This is a genomic window from Polaribacter batillariae, from assembly GCF_017498485.1.
Lineage (GTDB): Bacteria > Bacteroidota > Bacteroidia > Flavobacteriales > Flavobacteriaceae > Polaribacter > Polaribacter batillariae.
In genome coordinates this window covers 2,276,399-2,292,974 of sequence record NZ_CP071795.1, presented here as the reverse complement: position 1 = coordinate 2,292,974, position 16,576 = coordinate 2,276,399, and the positions used below count along the sequence as shown (strand labels likewise).

The window sequence follows — 16,576 nt, the reverse complement described above, 5'->3', positions numbered from 1 at the left end:
TGTACTGTAGGTTTAATTACTTGCCCTATCAGTATCTGAAATATGACGTTTGTAAGTGATGTTCCCTGCTACATTTCCATCAACAATATAAGAACCACTTTTTTCTACTGTTAAGTTTCCGACAACAGAAACATTGCTTTCTGCATATAATACGCCTCCAGACAGAGTTGTTATTTCCCCTCCTAATTCTACATGAAAATCTTGAGATCGTGAAACATTTGTGATTATTATGCAGAACATTAAATTCATAATTTTCTTCATAATTTATTTGATTTTGTGTTTAACAATGCCATGAAGGTATTGTATATAAACGACCGCTAGTGTTTAGAATAAATAAGTGGTTAATATTAAAAATAACTGGGAGTAAAAGGGAGATAATCGTTTTTTTAAGAAATGGTATTACACCTTCCGAAATTAATTATAAAAATTCCAGACAGTGTATAAATATTAAAGAAGTATGATTGAAAAAAGCCTCTTTTATGCGCTAAAAGTGGCACGTTGCAAACGGTCGTTAATCGATTTTTCCTAAGCTCAACCAAAAAAGTTGTTGTAGATGTGGCATAATGTCTTGCCAACATTCCTGGAGCATCTGGGCTTTGTTCTTTCTTGTTTTTAATGGTAACCCTGCTAAACCCCCACCAAGAATATCAAAAAATGAAGTGGTAACGATATCTGTACTCTTTCAGCTAAGCAATTTTAGGACTTTTAAACACTTTTATATTTACTATGCGCAACAACATATGAAAAAGGAATTTCCCAAAACTGTGTCCTACAATAGATTTACAGAGCTTATACAACAAAATCTTATGGCTATGGTAATGTTCTTAAAAACTTGCTGTATCGGAAAATGTATAGGTATTTCTTTTATAGATTCTACGCCTGTTACCTGTTAGGGGTTGTAAGAAAAAGCGTATCTATTCCAATAAGGTGTCTAAGGGTATTGCTAATACAGGAAAATCTATCGTTGGCTGGTTTTGGCTTTAAGCTCCATATTATCATAAACAATAAGGGAGAAATATTAAAATTTACCATAGCTTTGCATTAGGAGCTTGGACAGTAAATCATGCTAACAGAAAGGTCTTAAAGATTGCTTTAAACACTAAAAAAAGACCTTGGATGGATGGCTTATTCTCCCAAATTAATGATTTAAGTCCTCCTTTTGTGTATTCCTAATGCATAATGCAGGTTAAAACAAGAGTGTTTTTTTGATAAAATATTCGGAAAACTTTTTGCCGATAAAGGCGATATAGGTAAAAAATTGGCGCAATTACTCTTTGTAAATCGCGTCCAGTTAATAACAGGTATCAGGAATAATATGAAAAACTGTTTAATGAGTATTTCTCATAAAATATTGCTTAGAAAACGCTCAGTTATTGAAACAGTAAATGATGAACCTAAAAGTATTTGCCAAATAGAACATTCTAGACACAGAAGTTTTGGCAATTTTTTAACCAACATAATCTCTGGTTTAATAGCTTACATTTTCTTGCCCCAAAAACCATCTATCAAGTATCAAACAGTGAATTCTAAACAAATTTGTTCGTTTTAATAATCGAAATCAGGTTTTTAGCTTTTTCCTTTAATTAAACTTAAAGCTACTGCAAGAATTCCTAAACCAATTGTAATGTACGAATTCGTGTTGTCTTGTGCTTCTATTAAGTCTAAATCTCCAATAGAAACTTGTGTTTCTGGCTGAATTAACGTGTAAATTCCGTAACCTAATAAAATAAGACCGGCTACTAATAATACTGTTTTGATGGTTTTGTTCATAATGTTTGTTTTAGCTAGTTAATTTCATACAAAAATAAAAAAGCTATGTAACGAATATTAACTTGTTTAGAACAAAGGTTAACTGTATTGCTTACAAATCAAAACCCATATTAACGCCCAATTTTTTGGCGATAATCTTGGTAATTCGTTGTTTTACTTCTGGAATTTTTACACTTTCTAACACAGTATTTGCAAAAGCGTACATGAGTAATGCTTTTCCTTCTTTTTTCGGAATTCCACGTTGTTGCATGTAAAACAGCGCATCATCATCTAATTGACCAATGGTACAACCATGAGAACATTTTACATCATCAGCAAAAATTTCTAGTTGAGGTTTTGCGTTAATGGTCGCTTTATCACTTATTAAAACATTGTTGTTTTGTTGGTATGCATTTGTTTTCTGCGCTTCTTTTTCTACAATAACTTTACCGTTAAAAACTCCGGTAGAACGCGCATCGTAAATTCCTTTATAATCTTGATGAGACTCGCAATTTGGCTCTATATGATGTACTAAAGTATGATGATCTACGTGTTGTTTTCCTTCTATAATTGTAATTCCTTTTAAAATAGAATCGATATATTCTCCTTTTTGATAAAAGTTTAAATTGTTTCTGGTAATATTTCCCCCGAAAGAAAAAGTATGTACAGAAACCACACTTTTCGACTGTTGTTCTATGTAAGAATTATCGACTAAAGAAGCGTTTAAATTGTCATTCTGAATTTTATAATAATCGATATGAGCACTTTTATCTGCAAAAATTTCAGTAACCGCATTTGTTAATACAGCATTGCTAGTTAAACTTTGATGGCGTTCTATAATTTGCACCTGAGAGTTCTCGCCCACAACAATTAAATTACGGGGTTGTAACATGGTTGCAGTTTCTGACCCTGTTGTAAAATGAATTATTTGAATTGGTTTTTCGACCTCTTTATTTTTTGGGATATAAATGTAAGCACCCTCGTTTGCAAATGCCGTATTTAAAGAGGTTAAATTGTCTTGTTTTGCAATTTTGTTAAAATAATTATCGATTACAGCTTTGTATTTTGGCTTTGCCAATGCAGATGACATTAGGCAAACATCTATTGTATCGTGTGTAGTTTCTGATAAAAAAGAGCTGTATTTGCCATCGATAAATACAATTTTATAAGCATCTATATCGTGAATAAAATATTTTTTTACTTCTGCCAACGCAACAGCGTTTTCTTTGTGAGGAAATAAACTATAATCTTGCTTTAAAACAGAGTTTAAAGAAGTGTATTTCCAAGCTTCTAATTTTCTGGTAGGAAAACCCAAGCTTTCAAAATTTTGAAGCGCCTTAGAACGAATTTCGTGAATATCTGAATTGGTATCTACACGATTTTCAAACGCTACGTATGATGATAATAATTTATCTTTTAATTCCATGGTTTCAGTCTTCAGTCGCCAGTCTTCAGTTAGCAGTTTATGAATTAAATATATAAATTGCTTTTAATGACTAACTTTCTTGTTTTTTATTTTTGTTTTTGGAGTGCAGTTTTTTGACTGCATACTGCCTACTGATTTACTACGAACTTATACAAGTTCTTGCTTAATCCAATCATATCCCTTCGCTTCTAACTCTAAAGCTAAAGAAGCGTCTCCTGATTTTACAATTTTTCCATCGTGTAAAACGTGTACAAAATCTGGAACAATATACTCTAACAAACGTTGGTAATGTGTAATTACAATTACGGCATTATCTTTCGATTTTAGTTTGTTTACTCCGTTTGCAACAATACGCAAAGCATCAATATCTAAACCAGAATCTGTTTCGTCTAAAATGGCTAATTTGGGGTCTAACATTGCCATTTGAAAGATTTCGTTACGTTTTTTTTCGCCTCCAGAAAAACCTTCGTTTAAAGAACGCGATAAGAATTTACGGTCTATTTCTAATAATTCTGATTTCTCACGAATTTTCTTTAACATGTCTTTGGCTGGCATGTCTTCTAAACCTTTTGCTTTGCGAGTTTCGTTAATTGCTGTTTTTATAAAGTTGGTTACAGAAACGCCAGGAATTTCTACTGGGTATTGAAAAGATAAAAACACCCCATTGTGTGCTCTTTCTTCTGGAGCAAGTTCGCTAATATCTTCGCCATTTAATTCGATGGTTCCATTGGTAACTTCGTATTCTTCTTTACCTGCAATAATATTTGCTAAAGTACTTTTTCCTGCTCCATTGGGTCCCATAATTGCATGAACCTCACCTGCTTTTACCTCGAGGTTTAATCCTTTTAAGATTAACTTATCGTCTATACTTGCTTGTAAATTTTCTATTTTTAACATCTTTTATATATGTAAAATTAATTGCATTTTTTATTTTCATCTAACGAAATAAATTTAGAAATAACCAATTGTTCTTCTAAACCTCCATTCATTTTTTCTCCCATTTTAAGTTCTCCAGAAACTTTTACCCATTCAGGCTCATATGTTTCATGGTCTGCATTTAAATATGCCTTTTGCAACAAAATATAATCTTCATTGCCAGTTATTGAATATATTTTTCCTGTTTTACAGTCTGTAAAACTTGCTGCATCTGCTACATACACAAATTCTCCTTCGAAAATTTTTGGAGAAGACGTTTTATTTTTAGCCAATATTTCTTGTAGTTTTAAAAAATCTTGTGGTGAATGCTGAATGATTACTTCTGCATTTTTTTCTTTCGCAAAAGCTTCAAACTTTTCCATACTTTCTAAAGTTTGTTTTACATCGTAATTAAATGATGGAACTCTTTTATGTTCTCTATTTTCTTTAAAATGATATAAATCTCCTGCTAATAAAATGGGTTTTTCTAAACCTAAATCGACATATAAAACTTGATGCCCAACTGTATGCCCTGGCATGTATTTTATAACCACTGTTCCGTCTCCAAAAACATCGTAATCTCCTTTAATTTTTTTAACGTTTTTTAAGGCTGCAACTGCTGGGTTTTTAGTTTTTAAAGAGTCTCCTAAAACCGAATTGTATTCGTTTTCTTGCACAATCCATGTGGCATCTTTCATGTAATTTGCATGACCTGTATGATCGAAATGCGAATGAGACATGGCAAAGTATTTAAAATCGTCTTTTTTAAAACCGATGGAATTTAATTGATTTGCTAAAGAATCTGGTCTTTGAATTCTAAAAACACCACTTGGCTCGTCAAAAGGTTCTGGCATTACAAATTGTTCTGGCAAACCTGCATCCCACATTAGGTTTCCTTTTGGGTGTTCTATTACATAATATGTATCTGTAAATTCTTTTGTTTGCCCTTTATAGGTTGAGTCTTGAGAGAAAACTTCTAATTTTTTTACAAAGATAGTACCCCCCACTAATTGGTGTAATTTTACTTTTGGTTTCGAAGTTTCTTCAACCTTTTTTTCTGTTTTTTTACAACTTACAATACTAATTGCAAGAAGTAAGAATAGTATTTTTTTCATGTATTTATTATTTTGATTTTCCTGCAAGGTCTTTTTTTTGACCTTGTAGGTATAATTATTGTTTTTTTTAAATACCTACAAGGTTTTTGAAACCTTGCAGGATGTTTTTGAAACCAACCTTGCAGGAAATTTTTGAAACCCTACAGGATGTTTTTGAAACTCTGCGGAACAAGATAATTATCCTACACTTCCTTCTAAAGAAATTTCTAATAATTTTTGCGCTTCTACAGCAAATTCCATAGGTAATTTATTGAGTACTTCTTTACTAAAACCGTTTACGATTAAAGCAATTGCTTTTTCAGTATCAATACCACGTTGGTTGCAATAGAAAAGTTGGTCTTCACCGATTTTACTAGTGGTTGCTTCGTGTTCTATTTGAGCCGATTTGTTTTTTGCTTCGATGTAAGGAAATGTGTGTGCACCGCATTCATTTCCCATCAATAAAGAGTCGCATTGAGAGAAATTACGCGCATTTTCTGCTCTTGCATTTATCTGTACTAATCCTCTATATGAATTTTGAGAGTTTCCTGCAGAAATACCTTTAGAAATAATGGTAGAACGTGTGTTTTTGCCTAAATGAATCATTTTGGTTCCAGTATCTGCTTGTTGGTGATTGTTGGTAACTGCAATCGAGTAAAATTCGCCCACAGAATTGTTTCCTTTTAAAACACATGATGGATATTTCCAGGTAACTGCAGAACCAGTTTCTACTTGTGTCCAAGAAATTTTTGCATTGTTTTCGCACAAACCTCTTTTGGTAACAAAATTGTAAACACCACCTTTTCCTTCTTTATTTCCAGGATACCAGTTTTGTACGGTAGAATATTTAATTTCTGCATCGTCCATTGCAATTAATTCTACTACAGCTGCATGTAGTTGATTTTCATCTCGCATTGGAGCAGTACAACCTTCTAAATAAGAAACATAACTGCCTTTGTCTGCAACAACTAAGGTTCTTTCAAATTGGCCTGTTCCGCCTTCGTTAATTCTAAAATAAGTTGATAATTCCATGGGACATTTAACACCTTTTGGAATGTAACAGAAACTTCCGTCAGAAAAAACGGCCGAGTTTAAGGCTGCATAAAAATTGTCTGTCGTTGGTACCACAGTTCCTAAATATTTACGCACCAACTCTGGATGTTCTTGAATTGCTTCTGAAATTGGCATAAAAATAATGCCTTTTTCGGCCAATGTTTTCTTAAAAGTAGTTGCTACAGAAACAGAATCCATTACAATATCTACAGCAACATTGGCTAATTTTTTTTGTTCGTCTATAGAAATTCCTAAACGTTTAAAAGTGTCTAATAATTCTGGATCTACTTCGTCTAAAGAATTTAATTTTGGTTTCTTTTTTGGGGCAGAATAGTAAGCAATGTCTTGGAATTTTGGTTTCTCGTAATTTACATTTGCCCAATCTGGTTCTTGCATTTGTTCCCAAACTCTGTACGCTTCTAAACGCCATTCAGTCATCCATTCTGGCTCGTTTTTCTTTTTAGAAATGGCACGTACAACATCTTCACTTAATCCTACAGGAAACGTGTCGCTCTCTATGTCTGTATAAAAACCGTATTTGTATTCTTGGGTTTTTAATTCTTGTTCTAATTGCTCTTCTGTATATTTCATAGTTTAAGGTTCTTTGTTTAAAGTTCAAAGTTGGCTTCTGTACATGTCCACTAATTGTTTTAAATAATTTAAAGAGGTGTAATTATTTTTGTATTTTGAACATTAAACTTTAAAATTTTTAGTTTTTGTATTTACTTCCTTTGAAATCACTTTTTTACAAGTAACTGATAAAACCACCAATCATTTTACTTAATTTAAGTGCTTGTTCTTTTAATTTATTAAACTCTTTTTCGTTTATATAATTTCTATCAAAAACCCTATATAATTGAGCATCTTATTTCTCCACAAGATGCTTTTGCAATTGATAAAAATTGAATAAACTCTTTATTTCCATTTCTTTTGAAACCCTTCAGCAATATTATCTATAATAGAACCTGAAGAGCCATCTATTTGACCATATAATTTGTAATCTTTTCTTTATTCTGTATTATTAGCTACTAAATTAATGTCGTTACAAAAAACTCTGGAAAGTTTCCAAATTTCTAAATCTTCGAACATTTTAACGGTAGCCATAACTCGGAATTTTAAATCTTAAATTTTAAAACTATTTACAAACTAAAACTCTCTCCACAACCACATGTTCTATTGGCATTTGGGTTGTTAAAAACAAATCCTTTACCATTTAAACCTCCAGAATACTCTAATGTGGTTCCTACTAAATATAAAAAGCTTTTTTTATCTACAATTAGTTTTATATCGTTTTGTTCAAAGATTTTATCGTCTTCATTTTTTTTATTATCAAAAGTTAAATCGTAAGACAAACCTGAACAACCTCCACTTTTAACACCTACTCTCACGTAATCTTTAGTAGCGTCGAAACCATCGTCTATCATTAATTCGATGACTTTCTTTTTTGCTGTGTCTGAAACTTTTATCATAATTTAAGTAGATTAAATCTAAATTGACTGCAAATATACGATATCTGTTGCAGAAAAACACAGATCTTTTATTATGAAACTTAATGAAACAATTGGTTTTATTGATTATTAGTAAAGTTTGTATTATTGACAAATTCTTCATCGGAAAGAGATAGTAAAAAGGCTTTTAAATCGGCTTTGTCTTTGGTCGATAAATTTACACCACCTTGGTTTACCTTTTTCATTAAAGGGTCTATTGTTGAAGATTTTTGAAGTCCTTCAGAATAATGATTGATAACTTCATCTAAAGTTGCAAATCGACCATCGTGCATATAGGGTGCAGTAAATTTTAAATTTCTAATGGATGGCGATTTAAATTTGCCATTATCTTTTGGGTCGCCAGTAATTTTACCCAAACCTAAATCTGTAAAAGTTGCGTCTAAACCGTTGTTATGAAATTTGTTATCTGTCCAAAGTGGATTGTTATCACTTCCATGGCAATGGAAACAATCGCCTTTCGTTTCGTCCATAAAAACGTTAAATCCGTTTTGTTCTTCTGGTGTTAATGTTGCTTTTCCTAAAAGGAATTTATCGAATTTAGAATTTGCTGAAATAAGTGTTCTTTCGAATTGCGCGATTGCTTTTGTTACTAGAACAGAATCGATGGTTGAGGTTCCAAACGCACGCAAAAACAAATCTGGATAAGCCGAATCTTTCTGTAGTTTTTCGGCGACTTTTTTCCAGTTCGAATGCATTTCAATAGGGTTTGAAACAGGTTCGAAAGCTTGTTTTTCTAGGCCGAATTCTTTACCATCCCAAGCGAATCGCTCGTCGAAATTCCAAGCCAAATTAAATAAGGGCATGGAGTTTCTAGTGCCAAAACTGCCATCTACTCCATCGCTAAAACGTGTTTCGTCTGTAAAGGCTTTTTTAGGATTGTGGCAAGTAGCACAAGATTGAGAATTGTCGCCAGAAAGCGATGTGTCGAAAAATAATTTTTTACCCAATGCAACTCCTTCTTCTGTTAGTGGATTGTTCGAAGGAATTATGGGCGCAATTAATTTATCTGAAAATAAAGGTGGAATTTCTAAATGATAAGGAATTGGGGTATAAATTTCTTCTTCTTTAGATGCACAATTCATCAAAAGGAAAAAAGAGAGAAGAAAAATATAGTTTGTTTTCATTATTTGTGATATACCTACAAGGTTTTTGAAACCTTGCAGGAAGTTTTTGAAACCTTTTTAGAAAGACCTTTCGACTGCGCTCAGGGTGACATTTTATTTATTGACTACTTTTCCCAAAGAAAAAACCGACTTTCCGTTTGCATTCATCATTTTTTGGGCTTCGAAATTGCCCATTAAATTAGTATTTAATTCGTTTAAATTCCACAAATTGGGGTTTTTAAACCATTCTGCGATGTTTACCTTAATTTCAATTTCGGTATTGTTTTTTATTTCTACTTTTCCTAAATTTACTTCAAACGAAGTGTCTTCGAACTTTAAATCGGTAAGATTTGTTCTATCAACAGCTCTAATTGTATGATAATTAAAGCCTGCTTCTTGGTTGTTATCGTCTATGTATTTTCCATCAAATTGCATAAAATGATATCCTCCACCCAACATAGCAGGTACATTAAAATTTACAGAATTTAAAAATTGATATTCGCCATCTTTATTGTCTTCATTAGCAAAACCAAAACGAAAAGAAAGGTTGTAAGTTCCATTTTTTACGTCTAAAATACTAATTTCGGTACCCGTATTTTCGCCAACATCTACCAAAGTATAGTTTTTAGAATCCATAAGGTTGATGTTAGAAATTAGGTATCGCAATTTTTCGATGCTTAGTTTTTCGCCATTTTCGTTTGTAAATTTTAGTGCACTAAAATCTTCATTTGTTATTGGAATTCCGTTCCAATTGTGTGTAAATTTTAAGTTGATAAAAGGTGGGCTTACACAACAATCGATTTCTTTACAACTATTAAAGGCAATTAAAATTACGACTAATAAAATACTATATTTTTTCATTTTTTTCATTAATTTGAATTACCAAAATATCTGTAAATCCTTTATTTTCAGAGATTTCTAAATCGGAACTACTACTTTCTCCAACAGCAATAATAGATCTATTATTTAGCTCTACTACATCATATAAAAAATCAATTTTTGTACCACCAACCGTTTTTTGCCACAGTAATTTTCCGTTTTTATCAACCTTTAAAATAAGGGCATCGTTTTGTCCGTTATTAGAAAAGCCATTGTCTAAGCTTCTAGAACTTCCTGCAATAACAAAGCCATTATCTTGGGTTTTGTAAATAGCTCTTGCAACATCGAAATTGCTTCCCCCAATGGTTTTTTCCCAAATAATTTTTCCGTTTGGAGAGATTTTTACCATCCAAACATCTGCGGCACCCTTATTTATAGTAACATCTTTGTTTGAGCTTCTGGTGTCGCCAACAACCATAAAATTACCATCGTTTGTGGCTACAATTGCTCTTGCTTCATCAATTTCGGAACCGCCAAAACTTTTCTCCCAAAGTAACTCTCCGGTTTTAGAAATTTTTATTACCCAAAAATCGTACGTTCCTTTGTTATTTTTAATGTTAAAGTCGTTGCTATCGGATGAACCCGCTAAAATATAACCATTATCAGCCGTTTTTACGACTCCTAAAGGGGTGTCTGTAAACGAGCCTCCATAATATTTACTCCACTCTAAAACACCTGATGGATCTGTTTTTATTGCCCAATAATCGCCACCTGCGTGTTTTTTTACTCTGGTTTTTGAGTTTCCTTGGCCTCCAGAAGCAGAAACATCTAAAACGCCTGTAATTAGAAAACCATTATCGTTTGTTTGTAATAAAGAAGTTCCATAATCTGCACCAGAAAAACCGTAGTTTTTTTGCCAAAGAAGGTTTCCTGTTGAAGAAATTTTAATCAACCAAAAATCTTGAAAACCTGCATTGGAAGTTACGTTACCATCTAAACTTTTGGTGTAGCCCAAAATGGCAAAACCACCGTCTTTTGTTTGAATGATGTCTGCGGCTCTATCGTCTTCGGAGCCACCAAAGTTTTTTTGCCATTCTAAAACACTGTCTGCAGAAAATTTTAACACCCAAAAATCGAAAGATTCGTTTGTTTTTGTAGTAACATCGCCATTGTTACTTTGGGTATAACCTGCAAGAATATAGCCACCATCAATTGTTTTTGCAACTGTATTTGCAACATCGTTTTTAGTGCCACCTAGAGTTTTTACTTTAATTTCTTGAACTGAATTTTTGGTGTTTTTAAATGTAATACAATCATCTTTAGAACAATTAAAAAACGAGAAACAGATAAAAATTAGTAAACTATTTTTCAAAATATATTAGGTTTTGCTTTTTCGAATTACAAACAGACCACGATTTATATCGCTAATAATAATATTTCCACTTGGTAAGTATGGGTACACATTCCAAGCACCATTAAAAGCGGTGTTGTCGTTTTCTGGATAGGTGTCGAAAAAACCAACCTCCGTAAATAGTTTATTATCGATATTTGAAATATCTATAATTCGAACACCTGCTGTATAGTTTGCTTGAAAAAATAAGTTGCCCTTTACATAACCATTATGATCGATAGCTGCAGATTTTCCTAAATACTCGAAATGTAAAAGCGGATTGTCTAAATCTGTAAAATCGAAAATAATAGTTCTTGTATTTGTTCCTTTATCTTGCTCGTCTAACTCGTCTCCTAAAATAAAATATTTAAGATTTTCTGTAAACCAACCTTGGTGTGTGTAACCAATATTCGGATAACTAATGGCAGAAATTTTAGTTGGGTTTTCTTTATCTGTAACATCTACAATTACCACTTCGTTTTCGTTACTTCCAATAAGAATTTCTTTTCCTGTATAATCTAAATCTGGACCATTATAAGTTACTACTTGTGCATCGTGTGAATAGGCACTTTGCTCAAAACCACCTGCGGCTTTTACTTGAAAAGGATTGTTTAAATCCATAAAATGAGGTCCACCAGCAAAAGTTTTTGTACCAACAGCGTATCCAAAACCACTTTCTTCGTTAATAACGATGTTATGTGCGCTTCCAAATTCGGTATATTCTCTATCTGCCGTAAATTCTACTGGTGCATTTATAACTTTACCTAGTCTATCTAAGTTAAAAATTTGCATTCCATGATTTTCGGCTTCACTTACAATATATGCTACATTTTTGTACACTTTTATATCTCTCCAAGAACTGTTTTCTGTTCTTGTTTTTAAAAACCCTAAAACAACTGCTCTTGCAGGATCTGTAATATCGATAAAAGAAACTCCTTTATTTGTACCAACCAATGCATACTCTTTATTGGTTGAAGGATCTACCCAACCCCAACTATCGTTACCAACTGTGTTTTCGCCTGCAATTTCTTCTAAAGAAATATGTGTTAATAAATCGTAATCGTTACAAGGATAGTCGCCAGCAAAACCATTTTCGCATTTTATAGCAGGATTTATAATTATTTGTCTATCTGCTTCAAAAACATCTTTTTTGGTACAACTACATACGATTAATATTAAAAGGAAGAGAATTTTTTTCATCATAATTTATTTTTTAAAAAATCTATGTAGATTTATATTAATGATAACGAAATTATATTTTTTTAGTATTTCGAATTGTGTTTTAAGAAGATTTATTTAGGTTCGAAACTTTTCTTACCAACAAAAATAAACATATTGTAACAAATTATTTAGAGATCTCTGTTAAAGTAATTCTATATTCTTTTTTATTGTAATTATCTTTGCAAAATGTTAGAAGATAAAAACCCACAGAAAACATCGTTGGCAGAACTTGGAGAGTTTGGCTTGATAAACCATATTACGCAGTATTTTAAAGTTGAAAATGCATCAACCATAAAAGCGGTTGGAGACGATGCTGCAGTTTTAGAGGCTTCTGAAAAACAAACTTTGGTTACTACAGATTTGTTGATTGAAGGTGTGCATTTCGATTTGAGTTACATGCCGTTAAAACATTTAGGTTATAAGGCTGTAATGGCAAACTTGTCTGACGTGTATGCAATGAATGGAGTTGCAGAGCAAATTACAGTTTCAATTGCAGTTTCTAACCGTTTTTCTTTAGAAGCTATTGAAGAGTTGTATGCTGGTATTCAGTTGGCTTGCAGTACTTATAAGGTCGATTTAATTGGTGGAGATACGACTTCTTCTACCAAAGGAATGTTAATTTCTATAACCGCAATTGGAAAAGCGAATAAAGCAGATGTTGTATATAGAAATGGCGCAAAAGAAACCGATTTAATTGTGGTTTCTGGAGATTTAGGTGCTGCTTATTTAGGTTTACAGGTCTTAGAAAGAGAGAAGCAAGTTTTTAAAGTAAACCCAAACAATCAGCCAGATTTAGACAATTATACTTATTTAATTGAACGCCAGTTAAAACCAGAAGCTCGCAAAGATGTTCCCTTAATTTTAAAGGAATTGGGTGTAAAACCGACTGCGATGATTGATATTTCTGACGGACTTTCTTCGGAACTTTTTCATATTTGCACACAAAGCAAAGTAGGCTGTAAGATTTATGAAGAAAAATTGCCTTTAGACCCACAAGTAATTTCTGCTTGCGAAGAATTTGAGTTAGATTCTACCATGGTTGCTTTAAGTGGTGGCGAAGATTACGAACTTTTATTTACGGTGCCAATTACCGATTTTGAAAAAATAAAGGGAAATCCGAATTTTTCTATTGTTGGACACATTACTGCCCAAAACCAAGGTTTAAATTTGGTAACTAGAGCCAACCAAGAAATTGAACTGAAAGCCCAAGGTTGGAATGCTTTAAAAGGCAAATAAAATTCTAAAAATTGATGGTAAATGATATAAAAACTCGTACATAAAAATTTTCGGGTTTTTTTTGAATGGTTTGTTCTTGGGCACAATACTTATTTTTAGGACGCCCATTTTAAGATGCTTTTTTCAATATTTTCACTCCAAATACTTTCATCTTCCATTTCTTGATTGTTTTGCCATTGCTTTTCCAGCCAGTTTTTTAGCTTTTCTGGATTATTAAATTTATTTTCTATTCCTGTTTTTACAAATTCAATAAATTGATCGATAGTTAGCGGAATAATTTTAGTTTTACCTCCATACAGTTTTGTGTTGAAGCGGTTTAAATTAAAATAGTGTGCTAGAGTTCCTTCACTTATTTTGGGGGCAATAAATAAACAATACATTTCTTTGTTAAAACTTTCTTTGGCTTTTCCAAAATGCCTTGGCACAGATTCGCTTTCCATTTTATATTGAGTATTACCCCCAGACATTGTTACTTCTGTAATTAAACCAAAATCTGCAAATTCCGATTCGATGTCAGATTTTTGACCTGGCGCATGATTCAATGGCATTCCATCGATATCCATAACAAAATTGCCATCCACTCTTTTTGCATAATTGAGCATAACTAAAGCTCTCCATACATTCCACTCAAGAAACAGAGGTGCATCTGGAACCTCTTTTTTCTTTATTTGTTTAAAAACTTCAAGAATATCGGGCAATTCTTTGTAATCTTTTAGTTTACGCTTCTTTTCTTCAATATTTTTTGATTTAACACTAATTTCAAGATTTTCTAAAATATCTTTAAGTTCTTCAATTGATGCTGTTTTATCAAATTCAGTAAGACCTAATTTTTCTATTTTATTAATTAAAAGGTCTTTATTATCTGATAATAATTTGACTGAAAATGGATTAAATAAATGTTTTTTAAAATTTGATACATTTTTAAAAACCAAAGGTTTTCTATCAGTTTCTTTTAAAATGTAATTTACTTCCTCAATTTTTTGAGGTAAAATTACCAACCTAAAGGTTCTTTTTTGAAAAGTAATTAACTCTGTAGCTCGAATATACCTGACAAAAGCATCAGCATAGTCTTTCATATTTGAGCTTTTAGTTTTTATAAACTTTTGTAAAGAGATGTTAGAACTTTCCCTAGTTTTTAAGTTTTTGTCTTGTACTTCTTGTTGAAAAACTTCTAACACTTCTTTTTTAAAACATTCTGCAACGTACATTTTACGACTGCCTTTAAAAGACTTTGAACCCTCGCGGAAATTAATAATTTTTTCAACAATCTTATCAAAATCTTTGTAGTTTGTTAGTTGCGAAAAGAACAATGCAATTTCTGTTTTAGATAGACTTTCGAGTTCTTTAACTAGCCTTAATAGTTCGAGGTAAGGTTTTACTGAAAATTCAAGAGATTTAGATTGTGTATGATAAGGTGAAGGGAGTTGAAACTTTAACATTTGCCTTGTAAATATTTCATCTTCTCTTTTTCCTGTAAGTAATAATTTTCCAGCTTCCGTGATTTTAATTTCAGGTTTTAAATCAACAAAGCCAAATGCTTTTGGTGCTCTTGTAATTCTATCTCTCGCAGCAAATGCAGGGTCAGCAGGATAACTTTCGCCTTCATAAAATTCTGATTTATATAAGGAGCCAAAAAAATCGGCTTGTAGCTCCGAATTACCAGTCCATTTTTTACCTGAAAAGGAACTAGTTAGTAATTCAATTTCTGGAATAATTTTTTCTAAAGTTCTTGGTGATGTAAAACCGAATAATGCTTTAACTTTTGATAAACTTCCCATATTTATTCCCAGAAGATTTTATCATCAATTGCCATTGATTTTGTTTGCAAATTATCTTTTCCTGAATTTAAATATTCAAATATCCTTGAAGATGACATTTCTATAGATTTGCCAGATATGTCACACCCTATAAAATTACAATTATTTTTTATTGATGCTATTGCAGATGAAGCACTTCCTAAAAAAGGGTCGCATACAGTAAACCCCTCTTCTGAACTAGCGTGTATCATTGCTTGAAAAACCTCTACAGGTTTTTGAGTTGGATATTTTGAACTATGTATTCTCTTAAAACGCCAAACATCAGGAAATTTTCTATTTCTTATTTTTCTGGTATTACCATTAGTAGCAAAAATTACATATTCGTGTCTTCTTCTGAAATAATGCCCCATTCCAATATTTACTTTATCCCAAGTGATTAAGTTTTTTACGTCAAAGTGATTTCTAACTACATTTCCGAGACTTAAAAGTGAGTAAGAATCGAACATTATATAAATATGTCCAGTAGATTTTTTTAAAACTCTTTTGCATTCAGATAAGAATTCGTTGTAGTTTTCTTCGCTGTCTTCAAATTCTCCAAACCATTTTCCATTTTCTTTTCCTTTATCAGCGTATTTTCCAACGATTCTTCCTTTTCCAAGTTGTAACTTGTCGTTCATTCCAGAATAAGCTGGGTCAGTAGCAATGATATCAACACTATTTGAAGGAAGTTTTTTTAGAAATGAAATGGCATCATCTTGATAGATGGATACTTTATTATTTTCTGAATTATATTTAAAAGTAGCTTCTGCTTTTTTTAATCTCTTCTCAATTCTATCTTCTGTTTTTTCAATAAAAGACAGGATTGTTTGAAAGTATTTTTTTGATATTTCCTCTTCATTTACGAGAGGAATATTTTGTTGAATTATGTATTCTTTAAGTCGGCTTTCATTTATTCCGTATTCTGCTATTATTTCAGATGTTTTGTACATTCGATTCTTTTTTTCAAATCTACGAAATTTGTCTCGTTTCTGGATGTTTTTCGTATTGTTCCTAACGAGTTTGTGTATGGTTAATTCATAGTTTAAATACTCAAAGTTAGCAAATAAAAACAGCTTACATTATTTTTTATGAAGATTATGCAAATAATTTATGCAGTCTAAACAAGAGAAATTTAAGCTATTATTAAAGTTTACCTTTACCGTATTTACACTTATAAAAAAAGCTTCATTTTTTTATCGCTTTAATATTATAGGTAAATTTAATCTTATGTTTAGGCGAATTCAAAAATAAATGAAACAAAATTAT

Annotated in this window: 15 protein-coding genes and 2 pseudogenes; 2 read left to right on the top strand and 15 right to left on the bottom strand. The window is 31.9% G+C overall.

What is annotated here, in order from left to right; all coding sequences use genetic code 11:
• Positions 1-12: 12 nt before the first annotated feature.
• Positions 13-261 (bottom strand): hypothetical protein, encoded by a 249-nt coding sequence (locus JL193_RS10055; RefSeq protein ID WP_207970679.1) that lies wholly within the window; start codon positions 259-261, stop codon positions 13-15.
• A 125-nt stretch (positions 262-386) separates the two neighbouring features.
• Positions 387-617, bottom strand: a complete 231-nt coding sequence (locus JL193_RS10050; protein WP_207973442.1) for a Sua5 family C-terminal domain-containing protein — start codon at positions 615-617, stop codon at positions 387-389.
• Between JL193_RS10050 and JL193_RS17565 the strand changes: the two are divergent.
• Positions 564-1,549: pseudogene (locus JL193_RS17565) on the top strand (transposase). The gene JL193_RS10050 and the pseudogene JL193_RS17565 sit on opposite strands and share 54 nt — an antisense overlap.
• 17 nt (positions 1,550-1,566) lie before the next feature.
• Here the strand turns inward: JL193_RS17565 and JL193_RS10035 are convergent.
• From JL193_RS10035 to JL193_RS09985, 11 genes and pseudogenes are all read right to left on the bottom strand, one after another.
• On the bottom strand, positions 1,567-1,770 hold the full coding sequence (locus JL193_RS10035; RefSeq protein WP_207970678.1) for a hypothetical protein: 204 nt from the start codon (positions 1,768-1,770) through the stop codon (positions 1,567-1,569).
• A gap of 91 nt (positions 1,771-1,861) precedes the next feature.
• Positions 1,862-3,175 (bottom strand): Fe-S cluster assembly protein SufD, encoded by a 1,314-nt coding sequence (gene sufD / locus JL193_RS10030; protein WP_207970677.1) that lies wholly within the window; start codon positions 3,173-3,175, stop codon positions 1,862-1,864.
• A 147-nt stretch (positions 3,176-3,322) separates the two neighbouring features.
• Entirely contained in the window at positions 3,323-4,072 is a 750-nt protein-coding gene (gene sufC, locus JL193_RS10025; RefSeq protein WP_207970676.1) for a Fe-S cluster assembly ATPase SufC, read from the bottom strand.
• Positions 4,073-4,089: 17 nt separating this feature from the next.
• On the bottom strand, positions 4,090-5,205 hold the full coding sequence (locus tag JL193_RS10020; protein ID WP_207970675.1) for an MBL fold metallo-hydrolase: 1,116 nt from the start codon (positions 5,203-5,205) through the stop codon (positions 4,090-4,092).
• A 177-nt stretch (positions 5,206-5,382) separates the two neighbouring features.
• The gene (sufB, locus tag JL193_RS10015) at positions 5,383-6,828 is read right to left on the bottom strand and encodes a Fe-S cluster assembly protein SufB (protein WP_207970674.1); all 1,446 of its coding nucleotides are present in this window, start codon (positions 6,826-6,828) and stop codon (positions 5,383-5,385) included.
• Positions 6,829-6,982: 154 nt separating this feature from the next.
• A pseudogene (locus JL193_RS10010) lies at positions 6,983-7,341 on the bottom strand (four helix bundle protein).
• A 35-nt stretch (positions 7,342-7,376) separates the two neighbouring features.
• Positions 7,377-7,706, bottom strand: coding sequence for a HesB/IscA family protein (locus JL193_RS10005; protein ID WP_207970673.1), 330 nt, complete (start codon positions 7,704-7,706; stop codon positions 7,377-7,379).
• Between the two features lie 98 nt (positions 7,707-7,804).
• On the bottom strand, positions 7,805-8,869 hold the full coding sequence (locus JL193_RS10000) for a cytochrome-c peroxidase (RefSeq protein WP_207970672.1): 1,065 nt from the start codon (positions 8,867-8,869) through the stop codon (positions 7,805-7,807).
• Between the two features lie 93 nt (positions 8,870-8,962).
• Positions 8,963-9,709: an MbnP family protein gene (locus JL193_RS09995; RefSeq protein WP_207970671.1), complete on the bottom strand. Its 747-nt coding sequence runs from the start codon at positions 9,707-9,709 to the stop codon at positions 8,963-8,965.
• On the bottom strand, positions 9,696-11,039 hold the full coding sequence (locus tag JL193_RS09990) for a hypothetical protein (protein WP_243456721.1): 1,344 nt from the start codon (positions 11,037-11,039) through the stop codon (positions 9,696-9,698). Before JL193_RS09990 ends, JL193_RS09995 begins: the two co-directional genes overlap by 14 nt.
• Before the next feature lie 6 nt (positions 11,040-11,045).
• The gene (locus tag JL193_RS09985) at positions 11,046-12,260 is read right to left on the bottom strand and encodes a choice-of-anchor B family protein (RefSeq protein WP_207970670.1); all 1,215 of its coding nucleotides are present in this window, start codon (positions 12,258-12,260) and stop codon (positions 11,046-11,048) included.
• A gap of 204 nt (positions 12,261-12,464) precedes the next feature.
• Between JL193_RS09985 and thiL the strand changes: the two genes are divergently transcribed.
• Positions 12,465-13,514, top strand: coding sequence for a thiamine-phosphate kinase (gene thiL / locus JL193_RS09980; RefSeq protein WP_207970669.1), 1,050 nt, complete (start codon positions 12,465-12,467; stop codon positions 13,512-13,514).
• Positions 13,515-13,609: 95 nt separating this feature from the next.
• Here thiL and JL193_RS09975 read toward each other — a convergent pair whose 3' ends face one another.
• On the bottom strand, positions 13,610-15,292 hold the full coding sequence (locus tag JL193_RS09975) for an AlwI family type II restriction endonuclease (RefSeq protein ID WP_207970668.1): 1,683 nt from the start codon (positions 15,290-15,292) through the stop codon (positions 13,610-13,612).
• A 2-nt stretch (positions 15,293-15,294) separates the two neighbouring features.
• Positions 15,295-16,260: a DNA-methyltransferase gene (locus tag JL193_RS09970; RefSeq protein ID WP_207970667.1), complete on the bottom strand. Its 966-nt coding sequence runs from the start codon at positions 16,258-16,260 to the stop codon at positions 15,295-15,297.
• Positions 16,261-16,576: the final 316 nt, after the last annotated feature.